This is a genomic window from Acetobacter pomorum, from assembly GCF_002738225.1.
GTDB lineage: Bacteria > Pseudomonadota > Alphaproteobacteria > Acetobacterales > Acetobacteraceae > Acetobacter > Acetobacter pomorum.
The window spans coordinates 1-13,026 of record NZ_PEBQ01000013.1 but is presented as its reverse complement, the minus strand read 5'-3'; the positions used below and the strand labels follow the sequence as shown (position 1 = coordinate 13,026).

16 protein-coding genes are annotated in these 13,026 nt (G+C 55.1%); 10 read left to right on the top strand and 6 right to left on the bottom strand.

All coding sequences use genetic code 11. The features are described from left to right. Window positions 1-217: 217 nt before the first annotated feature. From CSR02_RS01430 to CSR02_RS01415, 4 genes are all read left to right on the top strand, one after another. Window positions 218-796 (top strand): recombinase family protein, encoded by a 579-nt coding sequence (locus tag CSR02_RS01430; RefSeq protein ID WP_099540320.1) that lies wholly within the window; start codon window positions 218-220, stop codon window positions 794-796. 138 nt (window positions 797-934) lie between these two features. Further along, the gene (locus CSR02_RS01425) at window positions 935-1,531 is read left to right on the top strand and encodes a recombinase family protein (protein ID WP_099540319.1); all 597 of its coding nucleotides are present in this window, start codon (window positions 935-937) and stop codon (window positions 1,529-1,531) included. A 108-nt stretch (window positions 1,532-1,639) separates the two neighbouring features. Further along, entirely contained in the window at window positions 1,640-2,293 is a 654-nt protein-coding gene (gene parA, locus CSR02_RS01420) for a ParA family partition ATPase (RefSeq protein WP_035382373.1), read from the top strand. Beyond that, window positions 2,290-2,580, top strand: a complete 291-nt coding sequence (locus tag CSR02_RS01415; protein ID WP_035382372.1) for a ribbon-helix-helix domain-containing protein — start codon at window positions 2,290-2,292, stop codon at window positions 2,578-2,580. Before parA ends, CSR02_RS01415 begins: the two co-directional genes overlap by 4 nt. A gap of 55 nt (window positions 2,581-2,635) precedes the next feature. On the opposite strand, the gene CSR02_RS01410 is transcribed toward CSR02_RS01415, so the two are convergent. After that, entirely contained in the window at window positions 2,636-3,736 is a 1,101-nt protein-coding gene (locus tag CSR02_RS01410; protein WP_099540318.1) for a replication initiator protein A, read from the bottom strand. An 870-nt stretch (window positions 3,737-4,606) separates the two neighbouring features. On the opposite strand from CSR02_RS01410, the gene CSR02_RS01405 reads away from it, so the two are divergent. Together CSR02_RS01405 and CSR02_RS01400 are read left to right on the top strand one after the other, a co-directional pair. Continuing rightward, window positions 4,607-4,843, top strand: a complete 237-nt coding sequence (locus CSR02_RS01405; RefSeq protein ID WP_244176713.1) for a DUF4160 domain-containing protein — start codon at window positions 4,607-4,609, stop codon at window positions 4,841-4,843. Beyond that, window positions 4,833-5,240 carry a DUF2442 domain-containing protein gene (locus tag CSR02_RS01400; protein WP_099540317.1) on the top strand — a complete coding sequence of 136 codons (408 nt, stop codon included), beginning with the start codon at window positions 4,833-4,835 and terminating at the stop codon, window positions 5,238-5,240. The genes CSR02_RS01405 and CSR02_RS01400 overlap by 11 nt, the downstream gene beginning before the upstream one ends. A 54-nt stretch (window positions 5,241-5,294) precedes the next feature. On the opposite strand, the gene CSR02_RS01395 is transcribed toward CSR02_RS01400, so the two are convergent. The 4 genes from CSR02_RS01395 to CSR02_RS01380 form a co-directional block, all read right to left on the bottom strand. Next, window positions 5,295-5,627: a hypothetical protein gene (locus CSR02_RS01395; protein ID WP_099540316.1), complete on the bottom strand. Its 333-nt coding sequence runs from the start codon at window positions 5,625-5,627 to the stop codon at window positions 5,295-5,297. Between the two features lie 14 nt (window positions 5,628-5,641). Further along, the gene (locus CSR02_RS01390) at window positions 5,642-6,016 is read right to left on the bottom strand and encodes a hypothetical protein (protein WP_099540315.1); all 375 of its coding nucleotides are present in this window, start codon (window positions 6,014-6,016) and stop codon (window positions 5,642-5,644) included. Beyond that, window positions 6,013-6,270, bottom strand: a complete 258-nt coding sequence (locus tag CSR02_RS01385) for a conjugal transfer protein TraD (RefSeq protein WP_099540314.1) — start codon at window positions 6,268-6,270, stop codon at window positions 6,013-6,015. The genes CSR02_RS01390 and CSR02_RS01385 overlap by 4 nt, the downstream gene beginning before the upstream one ends. Window positions 6,271-6,334: 64 nt before the next feature. Continuing rightward, complete coding sequence (locus CSR02_RS01380) at window positions 6,335-6,694, bottom strand: conjugal transfer protein TraD (RefSeq protein WP_099540313.1); 360 nt, start codon at window positions 6,692-6,694, stop codon at window positions 6,335-6,337. A 95-nt stretch (window positions 6,695-6,789) separates the two neighbouring features. Between CSR02_RS01380 and traA the strand changes: the two genes are divergently transcribed. From traA to CSR02_RS01360, 4 genes are read left to right on the top strand one after another with little or no spacing between them, the layout of a single operon-like run. Continuing rightward, a complete protein-coding gene (gene traA, locus CSR02_RS01375) occupies window positions 6,790-9,876 on the top strand; it encodes a Ti-type conjugative transfer relaxase TraA (RefSeq protein ID WP_099540312.1) in 3,087 nt (1,028 codons plus the stop codon). A 52-nt stretch (window positions 9,877-9,928) separates the two neighbouring features. Continuing rightward, complete coding sequence (locus CSR02_RS01370; protein WP_045543370.1) at window positions 9,929-10,192, top strand: type II toxin-antitoxin system Phd/YefM family antitoxin; 264 nt, start codon at window positions 9,929-9,931, stop codon at window positions 10,190-10,192. A 9-nt stretch (window positions 10,193-10,201) separates the two neighbouring features. Beyond that, window positions 10,202-10,471, top strand: coding sequence for a Txe/YoeB family addiction module toxin (locus CSR02_RS01365; RefSeq protein WP_099540311.1), 270 nt, complete (start codon window positions 10,202-10,204; stop codon window positions 10,469-10,471). A gap of 12 nt (window positions 10,472-10,483) precedes the next feature. After that, a complete protein-coding gene (locus CSR02_RS01360; protein ID WP_244176712.1) occupies window positions 10,484-11,155 on the top strand; it encodes a DUF6118 family protein in 672 nt (223 codons plus the stop codon). Window positions 11,156-11,241: 86 nt separating this feature from the next. Here the strand turns inward: CSR02_RS01360 and CSR02_RS01355 are convergent, their stop codons facing one another. After that, entirely contained in the window at window positions 11,242-12,897 is a 1,656-nt protein-coding gene (locus CSR02_RS01355) for a Hint domain-containing protein (RefSeq protein WP_099540310.1), read from the bottom strand. Window positions 12,898-13,026 lie beyond the last annotated feature (129 nt).

The following is a 13,026-nucleotide window of genomic DNA, read 5'->3' as shown; positions in this document are numbered from 1 at the left end:
GACGTATAGGAAGTCCTGAACAACCAGAAAATGATCCAAAATTACTCCATCTGTGAGATTTCCGCGTCGAGTTGTTTTTTTTGTTTTCCATATTTAAACAACAATTAGGTGTTCATAGGCGTAAGGCTGTCATACTGGACTTTGCGCAAATCAGAATTTGCGCACGGTTATATTCTGCGTTAAGCGTGAGCCATCATTAAATTAGGATGGCAAAACAGTGTCTCGCAAAATTGGATATGCCCGCGTAAGCACAATTGGTCAGACACTAGATATGCAGCTTCAATCCCTTAAAGATTATGGCTGCACTAAAATATTCCGTGAAAAAGCCAGTGGCGCTGATGCAGAGCGCATCCAACTCCAGAAACTCCTGAAAAGTCTGTCAAAAGGCGAAATTGTTGTTGTCACGCGCATTGATCGTCTGGCGCGGAGCACTTTTGATCTGTTCGGAATTATTAAGGAAATCACCCAGAGAGGGGCACAATTTTGTTCCATAGCAGAGCCATGGGCTGATACAGCGACAAGTACTGGCCGCCTGCTGTTGGCTGTGTTGGGTGGACTTGCCGATGTTGAACGTGACCTGATTAGAACACGCACTGCGGAAGGACGGTTACGTGCTACCCGACTGGGTATAAAAATGGGCCGCCCTGCGGTGATTACACAAGCACAGCGTCATGAAATAATATGCAGGCGTCAAAATGGGGAAACACTGAAAGTGATTGCCCAGACCTATGGTATCAGTCCAGGAACGGTTTCACGGATTGTAACGGGTGCAGATAGCCATCGCAGCCGCAAATAACCCACAAACGAAGACTGAGTCTTTTCATATTTTTATAATGAACGGAAATTTTGTTCCAAACAGACTATAGTCAGATTGGGACAGATCGGAGCCACGGTGTATCAAGGGCTGCATGGTGGTTTTTCCGGGAGGGTTCAAATGGGACAGTGCGCGGTCATCTATTGCCGGGTTTCCACGGCCGATCAGTCCTGCGCGCGCCAGAAGGACGAGCTGACGCGGTTTGCCGAACGCGCGGGCTATGAAGTGCTGGGCGTTTTCATGGAGACCGGCTCTGGCGTCCGGGTGGATCGGGCCGAACGTCGAAAGGTCATGGCACTGGCCCAGGCCCGTGAAATTGATGCCATCCTGGTGACGGAGCTGTCCCGATGGGGACGTTCGACCATTGATCTCATCTCCACGCTTCAGGAGCTGGAGAGCTATCGTGTTTCCCTGATCGCCATAACGGGAATGACGTTCGACCTGGCTACGCCACATGGACGAATGCTGGCGACGGTTCTGGCCGGGATTGCTGAGTTCGAACGGGATCTGATCAGCGAGCGGGTGAAGTCTGGTCTGGCCGCCGCCAAGGCGCGCGGGAAGGTTCTCGGCCGACAGAAAGCAGAGCGGCCGAAGTCTGACCGTCTGGCTCCGAAGGTTCTGGCGTTGGTGGCTGAAAAGCGGAGTTATCGATGGATCGCCCGCGATCTAGGAATCAGCAAGAACACTGTTGCTGCCATTGTGCAGAGGGAAAGGTGAGTTTATCGACCGTTGAATATGGGTTGCTTTCTGTCGTTCTCTATTGCCGGTCTAGTAGGTTATCACGTATGACCACATGCAAACATGCGGTCATGTAAGGACGTTCACATGCCAACAATAGCGATTATCAGCCAGAAGGGTGGGGCTGGGAAAACCACTCTGGCCTTGCATCTGGCGGCTGCGGCTGAGGATGCTGGCCATACGGCATTGGTGATTGATGTGGACCCACAGGCGACTGCGAGCCAATGGGCCGCATGGCGTAAGGATGCTCCGCCAGTTGTGATTGACAGTGCTCCGCCGCGCCTCGCGGCTAAGATCGAACAGGCAATGAGTCAGGGGGCTGAGTTCATAGTGATTGATACTCCGCCTCACGCGGATAGTGCGGCGAGTGCTGCCGTTGAAGTTGCTGATTTGGTGTTAATTCCATGTCGGCCGAGTGCATTCGATTTGGCAGCGATTAAAACTACTGCCAGCCTTATAAAAATGCGTGGCAAACCAGCCTTTGTCGTTTTTACAGCAGGAAGTCCGACCGCTCCGCGTATGTATGAGGAGGCCACGCAACTCGTAGAAAGCTACGGGCTGAACGCATGTCCATATATTATCGCTGATCGTGCAGTTTTTCGTCATGCTGCGGCGGAAGGGAAAACAGCAATGGAAATAGAGCCAAAAAGCAAGGCATCTGATGAGGTAAGGCTGCTTTATAAGTGGACATGCAAGCATGTAAACATGCAATCATCAAGAAAGCGGAGAGCTAGTGCATGAGCCGGAAGGGGTCTCTACTGTCGTTGCGGGACCGTGATTCCGCAATATCGCCGGTTGTAGCCACATCAGAAAGCAAGGTTTCTGCCACCAATGTTGTTGGCACACACAGCAAGGAGGTTGCGCCGAGCCGTCAGGGCAAGAAAGCCATGACGGGCTATTTTAGCCCGGAAATGTCATTTGCCATGCATATGACCGCTAGAAAGCATGGGATGAGTTTACAAGATGCGATGGCCGACGCGTTTAACGACTGGCTACGCAAGATGGGAGAAAGTCCTGTGGGCAAGTAAGCATGTGTACATGTTTGCATGCAAGCGCGTACACACATGCTGGCGTGTGCTGGAATCAGCGTATTGGGCTGCGCTCGTGCCGTTTTTTGCAAAAGCCAATAAAGGCTCCGGCAGGGCTTTTAAGCTCGGGTTTCCCCATGTCGTGCCACCATGAAACCCATTCGTCATGGAGAGCATAAATGTCATATCCTGGCGCAACGGTTTTAGCGTCATGCATGGTTTCAGGGTCAATGTAGGGAGCATCCCTGACAGGGACGATAACATCGGCCGTTGTTTTAAGGCTCAAACGGTTGCGAAACAGAATGATGTCGTCGGTCATTGTGATGGCATAGTCAGGAAAATGAGCATGGCTGGTGTCATGCGCACAAACTTTCTTAACCAAGGATCGAAATACGCGAAGCGGGCTATTTGAGCCACATTTTTTTTGCAGCAGTTCTAATCCGATCTTCCATTCATCTTTCATACCGCAGTGTTTGCGGGCTAGTTCGTACATGCGTCGTTCGAACGGTTTACGAAGTCGGAAATAGTCTCGGTGAAGTGTTAGGACGTTCTTGCTGATGACTGAACGATAGACCCAATCTGACAGGGTGATTTCAAGATCAAGCATTCGGCCATCAAACGTCTTACGAGTGATTCTAGCTTCTTCGATCAAACCGAAAATTCGCGTTTCTTCAATGCCGCCTGTTTGAATGTTTGTTCGCACGGTTGTTCCGCGCAAGCGTGTCAATGCGTCGGTCAGTAGCCTATAGCCTGCTCCGCTGGTTTGACGATTGGTAGCGACCAGCATGTCATAAGCTTGAAGGCGGAGTGTTCGGCCTGGTTGTTCGCCGTGATTCATTTTCGCAATGAGCTGAGAGATGCAGTAGATCAGAATATCCTTGTCATGGATCGTTGCCAGCCCTTTGCCAGACGGGATGATCTCTATGATATTCCCATTGTGTTCATAGCGTCGCATCCGGTTGTCAGGCTTGGTCGAGAGCGAAAAAACAGGATGCTCCATTGACGCCATATCATCTTTGGGAATGGCATCGAGTACATCACAGATGAATAGATCCTGATTTGGATGGCGGACTGGCAGGAGGGGCGTGCGATCCTCACCTTCCATAGCCAAAGAAGGCGCAATGTCGAACAAGGAAGGAGAAGATTCTATCGTCATTTCAATTACAGATAGCTACTATCGTCACTTCACATACGCAAGCCAATTATCGTCATATTAGATTCAGTCTGAGCTTATCGTCATTTCAATTACGCATACTTTCTATCGTCATATTAGATTCAGTTTATCGTCATAGTGGATTCAGTTTATCGTCATAGTGGATTCAGTTTATCGTCATAGTGGATTCACAAGACGATAAAATCTTTCAATAAAACCGTTATTATTCAGTGTGTTGTTTTGGCTCTGAAAAACCGTAACACTACTTAAACACCTATTAAACACTCCAAGCCTGTGGATAACTTTTCATTCTTTACAATTTCCAGCTAAATTGAACCCAAGCACCGCCTCTTGGGGGCTACGCCCCCGCCGGCTCGCGGCCTACGGCCGCCCCGATCGCGCACAGCGCGATCTCCCACCCGGCATCCCCCTGCTCGCCCTTTCAGGGCTGCGCTAAACGGACACGCCTACGGCGCAAAATCATAATCTGACGATGCGTTCCCATATCGGCGCCTTCGGCGCCCTACGGGGCTCCCGCTCCGCGCTCGCCCGACACCTGCAACACCAGAAGAACCGGGCAAGACCGTAATCTGCTCAAGGCATACGATAGTTCAGGCGAACATTCAGCAGCTCACGTGTCGCAGTATGCCCGTCAGACGCCACAGGATGGCCGTATAGACGTTATCAGGTGTGGTGGCGGGTTTGGAGATGGTAACGGGATTTGCGCTTTGTGCGGCCCTCCAGAATGCTCTGTAGGCCTTATCGGAGATTGATGGGCTGACCATTTCTGTCTGACCGTCCAGATATCCTGCTCCTGACTTTCGGCGGGATGATTATGATTGAAAAACCCAAGCGTTAGGGATATTGTAAATTATGCCGACGCTTCTGCGCATCAATGGATTTCGTGTCGTGATTTACACGGCAGATCATGTGCCGATGCACGTTCACGTCATAAGCGCGGATGGGGAAGCCGTGATCGAAATTGGCAGGAAAGCCCGCCTGATACGGGCAGGTGGCATGAACGATAAGGCTATACAGGAAGCCCTTGTCATCGTGCAGGACCACGCTGAGATGCTGGCGGAAGCATGGGAGAAGATACATGGCGAATAACGTGAACTATCAGGCTGCTCGTGAAGCAGACGCGCTTCATAGAGCGACAGTTCCTCATGCGGTCTCCGCACGGTTGATCCGTGCGCGCCGCGCTCTTCATGTCACGCTCTCCAACGGTGTTGAAATGAGCGTACCGGTGGATCTGTTACAGGATTTGCAGGGCGCTTCCCTGAATGATCTGGCTGAGATCGAGATTACCCCGCTGGGGAATGGCCTTCACTGGCCCCGTCTTGATGCTGATGTCCTGGTCGAAGGTCTGATCCACGGTATCTACGGTTCCCAAAGCTGGATGGCGGCACAGATGGGACGTGTGGGCGGATCATCCGCCAGCCAGGCAAAGGTGGCGGCTGCACGCCGGAATGGTGCGAAAGGCGGTCGGCCCAGAAACGTCGCGTAAGGCACGGTTTCTGATATTTTTCCAATCCGTCAGGCCTGTAGACTTTTGCGAACTTTAATTCAGGGACCAGCAGCGTGATGTTGGGACATTCTGATCTGTTCCGGGAGTTGGGGCCGTCAAAACGCAGAGTAAGGTCTGTTTCTGCCGGGTCAGCGTGAAGAGGGCTCCTGAGCCGCCATAATCCGCTGTAGTCGTAATCCGGTAGCCTTTGGTCAACAGATTGGCCAGAGAGTCCTGCACGGGTTTGAGCGTTGTTGGTACCGACAGGGGGGCATAGGGAGATTTAACGCCTGACTGAGGTAGCCAGTCCCCTGTGTTCCGGGCAAAGCCTGATGCCGGGAGGAGGAGAAGCGGCAGGGCAGTGAAAGTCAGTATACGCTTTTTCAAGATAACTCTCCTGATCAGATCCAGAGCTGTCGGCGGATGTTGATCAAGTCGCGCAATTTCTGGTCCTTGAGATTCTGTAAGATCTGTTCGTGATCAACCGGGTTATCTGGTGGCATAGCGGCGATGTTGCGATCGCACAGAGCTGTTTCCCCTGGCAGATCGTCACGGTACCAGAGCCAGAGGTCGATCGCCGCCTTGTCCCGGTCATTGGCACTGTGCAAACGGTAGCCACGATACAGACGGCTCTGCTCTTTATCGTAACCCTGCGAGGTTGTGCCGAGCTCCTCTTCCACGAACTCTCCGAGTATGGAGAAGCAGGCATGAAACATGCGCTCATCCGCATCAGGATTGTCCGGTTCTTCCTGTCTGTCTGGCAGGTTATCCGTCATGGCTGTTCTTTCCTTCCTGCATGCTCTTTTTCGGCATCGAAGGCATGAAGCCCCGCGCGTCTCCAGCGTGTTTTCAGGTCGCCTGAAGCGGTATTCCTGCCCTCCCGAAGCTGCCCCGCAATATCCAGGAAGGCCCCGAGCAGGGTGGCCCGGTCATCATCGGTCAGATCGACCAGTCCTGCCTTCTGGACCAGGCCTCCCAGTTCGATCAGATGATGGGTGCGTTCCCGTCGCGCCTTCGCCCAGTCGCGCATGTCAGTACGTGCCTTTCGTGCCTGATGGCGATGAATCAGGGCCGCCTGCTTCCTGATCCGTCTTTCAAGCGCCAGAAGCTCCGTTCTGATCGTTTCCGGTTCCTTTCCGGATGCCCTTTTTTCCGCCTGCCTGAAAAAACGCCGCTCCCCGTTCGGTCCACCTCGCGACGGCTTCGGGTTTACTATCCGCCTGTTCGACAGCCGCAAGCAGAACACCAGCAAGAGCCTCGATCGATAAGGTATCGGCCCCCGTTGCTTCGACCAGTTCACCGAACTGGACAATTCTCTTGGCCTTTAACGCACGTTCCCGTTTCTGAAGTTCTTCTAGTTCCGCATCTATGTCCCGTGGTTTGCGCATTGTCGATCCCTTATTCTTCTGGTCTGTGGCATACTTTATCACACAGGCGAGAACCGCGTCACTCATCAGAGCAATCAATCCTTGAGGCGCAGTAAAATATGAGTGCGCGCTTATACGTCACTTCGTGACGTGCGCTTAAGTGGTGTGATAGGATCGCGTTCATGGCGATCTATCATCTGCATGCAAAGGTCATCAGCCGCGCCACCGGCCGGAGCGCCGTGGCAGCGGTGGCCTATCGCGCGGCGTCCCGCCTGCATGATGTGCGGCTGGATCGCGACCATGATTTTTCCAACAAGAGCGGCGTGGTGCATTCCGAGATCCTGCTGCCCGATGGCGCGCCGGAACGGTTTCTCGACCGTGCGACCCTATGGAATGAGGTCGAGGCGATCGAGAAACGCAAGGATGCCCAGCTTGCCCGTGAGGTGGAGTTTGCACTCCCGCGCGAAATGACCCAGGCGCAGGGGATCGCGCTGGCACGGGATTTTGTGCGGGAGCAGTTCGTGGAACGCGGCATGGTGGCCGACCTCAATGTGCATTGGGATATTGGCGAAGACGGACAGGCGAAGCCTCATGCTCATGTGATGCTGTCCACGCGGTCTGTGGATGAGAACGGCTTTGGTGCAAAAGAGCGGTCGTGGAATGACAAGGACCTCCTGCTGACATGGCGGGAGCGATGGGCGTCACTTGCCAATGAACGGCTGGCCGAACTGGATCTGGACGTGCGGATCGACCATCGGTCGTTCGCGGCACAGGGGATCGACCTTGAGCCGCAGAACAAAATCGGTCCGGCCGGGATGCGCCGGGAAGAGCGGGGCGAGGATGCGGAACGGGTCGCTGATCATCTGGAGATCGCGCGACGCAATGGCGAAAGGTTGCTGGCCGAGCCGCATGTGGCGCTGGAGGCGCTGACCCGGCAGCAGAGCACGTTTACCCGGCAGGATCTGGCGCGGTTCGTGGACCTGCAGACGGTGGATGCTGAACAGTTTACGGCCGTCATGGTTCGGGTGGAGGCATGTCCGGAGCTGGTCGCGCTCGGGAAAGACGGGCACGGGCGGGAGCGGTTCTCCACGCGCACGATGATCGGGGTCGAGCAGCGTCTGGAAGAAGCGTCGCTCGCGATGGGGCAGTCCCAGGGGCATGCGGTGCCGCTGGCGGTGCGTCGGGCAGCGATGCAGCATTCCGGTCTTGGCGAGGAGCAGGCGCTGGCGGTGGGCGAGGTCACGAAGTCCCGCGACCTGTCCGTGGTGGTCTGGTATGCTGGGACGGGGAAGAGCACCATGCTGGGTGTGGCCCGTGCGGCATGGGAAGAGGCCGGGTACCGGGTACGCGGGGCGGCGCTGTCGGGGATCGCGGCGGAAGGGCTGGAAGCGGGGGCTGGGATTGAGAGCCGGACGCTGGCGTCCCTGGAGCGGGCGTGGGAGCGAGGGTTCGACTTGCTGGAGCGCGGGGACGTGCTGGTGGTGGACGAGGCTGGCATGGTGGGGTCACGGCAGATGGAGCGGGTTCTGTCTGTCGCCCGCGAAGCCGGGGCCAAGGTGGTGCTGGTGGGTGATCCCGAGCAGTTGCAGGCGATTGAGGCGGGTGGTGCGTTCCGGGCGGTGGCCGAGCGGGTCGGGTCGGTGGAAATCACCACCGTACGCCGGCAGCGTGAAGGCTGGCAGCAGGCGGCTACGAAGGAGCTTGCGACCGGGCGGACAGAGCAAGCGCTGGGACGCTATGAGGCGGCTGGCCTGGTGCGCGGGCATGACACGCTGGAAGAGGCGCGGGCCGGGGTGATCGCGGGATGGAATGCTGCCCGTCAGGCTGCGCCAGAAGAAAGCCAGATCATGCTGGCGCACCGGCGTGATGATGTGCGGGCGCTGAATGCGGCGGCACGGGAGATCCGCAGGGAGGCAGGTGAGCTGGGTGACGACGTGCTGGTGCCGACCGCCCAGGGCGAGCGGATGTTTGCGGACGGGGAGCGGGTCTACTTCCTGCGCAATGACCGGGAGCTGAGGGTAAAGAACGGCACGCTGGGCACGGTGCGGGGCATCGAGGGATCGGCCGAGGCCGGGGATCTGGCACTGTCGGTGCAGCTCGACGGGCCTGGTGGTGCCGGGACTGGCCGGGTCGTGTCGGTGTCGGTGGCGGAGTATGACGCGCTGGATCATGGCTATGCGGCCACCATCCATAAATCGCAGGGTGTGACGGTGGATCGGGCGCATGTGCTGGCGACGGGGAGCATGGATCGGCACGGGGCCTATGTGGCGCTATCGCGGCATCGGGAGAGCGTGTCCGTCCATTGGGGCCGGGATGATGTGGGCGACCGGGACGGGCTGGTGAAGCAGCTGTCGCGCGAGCGGCTGAAGGATACCACGCTGGATTACCCGCATGTCCGGGATCAGGATGCCGGATTTGCGCGGCGGCGCGGACTGCATGTCCCCGAGAGCGAGATCGTGGTGGAGCGTGAGAAGGCCGCCTCTGGCCCCCGGCAGGACAGGCAGGCCGAAGGTGTACCTATGCCAGAGCCTGCGTCGGCACAGCAAAAACGCGGGATGTTCGATGGACTGGACCTGTCCGTGCGGCCGGGGCGTCGCACGGCGGAAAAAGACGTGTCGGCCGGGATGGATGCCGGGGCCGGTAAGGGGGAAAGTGGGGTTGAGCATGAGGCTCCTGTCTCTCCCTTTGCGGGTTTGAGGCTACCGCGTGTGCAGCGCGAGCAGGTGCCGGCCGGGCTGGACGGGTTTGTGCCGGGGAGTGACCCGCTTCAGCAGGCGGTGGAGCGGTATGCGCGGGCCTGGGTGGATGCCGAGCGCATGGTGCGTCAGGAGCTGCCGGTGCTGGAGCACCAGAAGAAGGCGCTTTTTGAAGCCGGTCGGGATCTGGAGCGGGTCCGGCGTGGCGGTGAGGCGGATCTGCGGGCGGCGCTGAAGCATCAGCCGGAGATCCGGCAGGCGCTATATGGTCTGGAAGGTCCGGCACGGGCGCGCAAACTGGTCGAGGGGCTGGAGCATGAGGACAGGGTGCGGAAGAGTCCGGATCTGCGGGCGGCGCGGTTTGTGAAGACCTGGGACGGGCTGAGCCGCGAGCAGCAGGGTGTGGCGCTGAAAGAGCTGAAGCGGGACGCGCAGCTTGAGTCCATTCTGCGGGAGAAGAGCCGCGAGCTGGGCATCAGGAAAGGATCGACGCTCGATCACGGGTTGCATCCCCATCAGCGGGAGCAGGCCCTCTCACGCTCCAGGTCGCGCGGTATGGATATGGGGATGTAAAAAAGAAGACGTACAGAAAACTGTACGTTATAGTGAAGGTGGAGGACCGATCATGACCTGTGTTTCCTATACCGACCTGCGCCAGAACCTCGCGCATTATCTGGATGAAGCCGTGAACAGCCGCGCGCCGATTGTCGTGACCCGCAAGACCGGGAAAGGCAGTGTCGTGCTGATGTCGGAAGAAGAATTCTCCGGCTGGCAGGAAACCGTGCATCTCCTGAGCAGCCCACGCAACGCGGAGAGGCTGTTGGGGAGCATTCGTGACATCGAGCACGGGGTAGCGACCGAGCGTGATCTTTTGAAGCAGCAAGGGTGAACCGTTGGTGTGAAGGTCTTTTTTCATGAAAATGGCTGGGAGGATTATCTTTCCTGGTTTCAGTTAGACACTGTGGTTCTTGAGAAGATCAATACCCTGATCGACGATGTAAGGCGGCATCCGTTTCAGGGGCTGGGCAAGCCGGAACCATTGAAGGGGCAGCTTTCCGGGTGGTGGTCCCGACGGATTACGGGAGAACATCGTCTGGTCTACCGGGTTCAGGGGCGCGTGGGAGAGGATCAGCGGATTGAGGTTGCCCAGTGCCGGTTTCATTACTGAAGGAGAAGTGTCGTGAGCGAGACGGATCCGGCAGCCCGTGCCTTTGAAGATCTGTGCGCTGAAATGACGGTGCTCCGGCGCAGCGTGGAAGCGTTGCCCCAGGCATGGCGGGATAACAGGCCACCGGATTACACGGAGGATATGGCCCGTGTCGTGAAAGCCATGAATGCGGTCGGGACGCATATGAAGGCGATTGAGGCCAACCCGACGCTAAAAATGACGCCCCAGGCGTATGGGCAGGGGATACGAGAGGAAGGACTGGCCGCCAGCCGGAGACTTGAAGGGGTCTTCGAAAAGGCGATCGGAGAGGTCCGGAAAGAACGGCAGGTGTTGGCGTCGATTGTTGGTGAGGCGAATAATCGACGTGATCAATGGTTTTACCTGATTTTTATCGGTCTCATGGCATTTCTATTTGGGGTGGGGGTCGCACCGCTTCTGTTTAATCACATCACCTGGAAGAATTTTGATGAGCGTGTGGCTTCGTTCATTGTTGGGGGGCAGGATCGGTGGGAGTCCGGAGCTGCGATGATGCGAGATGCACGGCCCGAGCAATGGAGTGGTTTTATGTGGGAGGATCGGCTGGTGCAGGACAATATGCCGAAAATCAGGGACTGTCGGATCGCGGCGACACAGGTCGGACAGCCGAAGTCCTGCGTGATTACGATTAAGCCTGATGCACAGTAGTATTTGATGAGGAATAAGTTTTCATAAGGAAAGGGCTTTCCCGGCAAAGGGAAAGCCCCAACATTATTTGTCCGGGTTAACCGAGATTAAGCAGAACGTTTTTTCATATCAGAGTTTGGCTTTGTGTTCAGCAGATAGGGGCCTGCGGCACGAATAGTCATGGAGAGAATACCCATTTTCCCATGTGTCAGGTGATCACCTAACGGGAGTTCAGCATTCCCATTAGTCCATGCGCAGTCCGTCCAGTCGGTATCGTGCCAACCCGAAGGTTTTTCATCCTGAAGGTGAGAAGTAATATCGAACTGCTGTTTGGCACATTGAAGCTGCACATCTGCTACGGCCACGCCCATATAGCGACGATCATTGACAAACGGGCCAATCACGTCTGATGGACGGCTAGAACGCGAGACGATCTGCACAGACTCTGTATTTGGCGGTAGCATGAAGCTGTAGTGATGCGCGGTCTTACGCATGGGACGGATCACAGCGCCTGTCTGAGTGATAAGATGTAGGTCAGGATCAGTTGTCGTTTCGATTTTTGTCGTCGAGATCTTGGTGCCCACAACACTGTTTTCACGCCATTCCAGAGTCCGGAAGAGCGGTTCTACAAAGGAGCGTTCCACGCCCAATGGCGCACCGGCATCATCGGCCCAGTTCTTTACCGCTCCGCGCAGAGTTGCGATTTTGCCTTCCTGACGGAAGGATGAACGGTTCCCGGTATCAAGATAGCTTTCTGTCAACATGCCATCAGCAGTGATGACGGAATGCTGTTCTGTTTCTACATGGTAGTAATCGTAAGAAGTAATGGACTTGTCATAGAAGATGGATACGCCATTGACCAGCATACGAACGGGGACAAAACGGTCTCTGAAGAACAAGCAATGTTCGGACGTGATCAGCATATCCTTATAAGGCACGCCATCAGCAATGGCGCCTTTCAGAATGCGCACAGGCCAGCCTGCTTCATCATCAGGAAGGTCAGGACGTACTGTTGCACGCGCTTTACCCACCCAGACAACTTGACGGACTACGTCTTCGTCGTTTCTCCAGTCAAAAGCAATGATTTCATCGCCAATCTGGATATCTTCAACCGCAACATCTCCTTCTGACGTCTGGATCATGCTGCCTGCCAGAAAACAAACGAGCACGGAATTGTTTCCATCAGCTGATGCAGTAAAGTCGCTAGCCTTGTAATAAGTGCCATCTGCGTTTTTTGCCGTATGGAGAGTAGTTAATGTTTTTCCGCTGGAGTCTTTTACATCAATAATTCCACTACCATCATCAACTAGTGTAACATTTCCCCATGAATTTACGAATGTAATATTATCTCCAGGAGAAACATTAGTAAACGTTGTATTACTCAAACCATACGCATTTAACGTTACTGTGTTATTTTTAGAGCTTGTTGTGGCTCCAAATGCAATAACAAGAGGGCCTGATGAACTATACGCATTGGTATTTGTTAGAGAGCCACCATCTATTTCAATAGTGCCACTCGGAAGAGTTGATGTATTGAATGTTAAATTAGTTCCAGTTTTAACAACAATTTCACTTCCAGAAGATATGGTTGTCTGTTGCAACTCAACAGACCCATTATTATCTAAAATAACAATGCCGGAAAATGTAATATCATTGAGTGCTGATGAAGGCGTACCTGTCACCGTTGTTGTAGTCTGTGCCGACCCGACTGTTCCCCCGCTTTGCGGTACATCACTCCAATTAATTGTTTGCGTACTCGCCATTATTTAATCTCCTGATTTGCGCAAATCAGTCAGGACAATATTTTTCTGACATTATTTATTTTCGACGCGGAAATCTCACAGAAGGGTTGTACATCGGGTTAGATTATGAAAAAGTCTGTTTTGCACAAA

Excerpts from the sequence above, each read along its gene's own strand:
- CSR02_RS01400 (WP_099540317.1), top strand. The coding sequence starts at position 4,833 with ATGGCGAATAACGTGAACTATCAGGCTGCTCGTGAAGCAGACGCGCTT.
- CSR02_RS01410 (WP_099540318.1), bottom strand. The coding sequence starts at position 3,736 with ATGACGATAGAATCTTCTCCTTCCTTGTTCGACATTGCGCCTTCTTTG.
- parA (WP_035382373.1), top strand. The coding sequence starts at position 1,640 with ATGCCAACAATAGCGATTATCAGCCAGAAGGGTGGGGCTGGGAAAACC.
- traA (WP_099540312.1), top strand. The coding sequence starts at position 6,790 with ATGGCGATCTATCATCTGCATGCAAAGGTCATCAGCCGCGCCACCGGC.
- CSR02_RS01405 (WP_244176713.1), top strand. The coding sequence starts at position 4,607 with ATGCCGACGCTTCTGCGCATCAATGGATTTCGTGTCGTGATTTACACG.
- CSR02_RS01415 (WP_035382372.1), top strand. The coding sequence starts at position 2,290 with ATGAGCCGGAAGGGGTCTCTACTGTCGTTGCGGGACCGTGATTCCGCA.
- CSR02_RS01385 (WP_099540314.1), bottom strand. The coding sequence starts at position 6,270 with ATGCGCGACTGGGCGAAGGCGCGACGGGAACGCACCCATCATCTGATC.
- CSR02_RS01380 (WP_099540313.1), bottom strand. The coding sequence starts at position 6,694 with ATGAGTGACGCGGTTCTCGCCTGTGTGATAAAGTATGCCACAGACCAG.
- CSR02_RS01370 (WP_045543370.1), top strand. The coding sequence starts at position 9,929 with ATGACCTGTGTTTCCTATACCGACCTGCGCCAGAACCTCGCGCATTAT.
- CSR02_RS01425 (WP_099540319.1), top strand. The coding sequence starts at position 935 with ATGGGACAGTGCGCGGTCATCTATTGCCGGGTTTCCACGGCCGATCAG.
- CSR02_RS01355 (WP_099540310.1), bottom strand. The coding sequence starts at position 12,897 with ATGGCGAGTACGCAAACAATTAATTGGAGTGATGTACCGCAAAGCGGG.
- CSR02_RS01390 (WP_099540315.1), bottom strand. The coding sequence starts at position 6,016 with ATGACGGATAACCTGCCAGACAGACAGGAAGAACCGGACAATCCTGAT.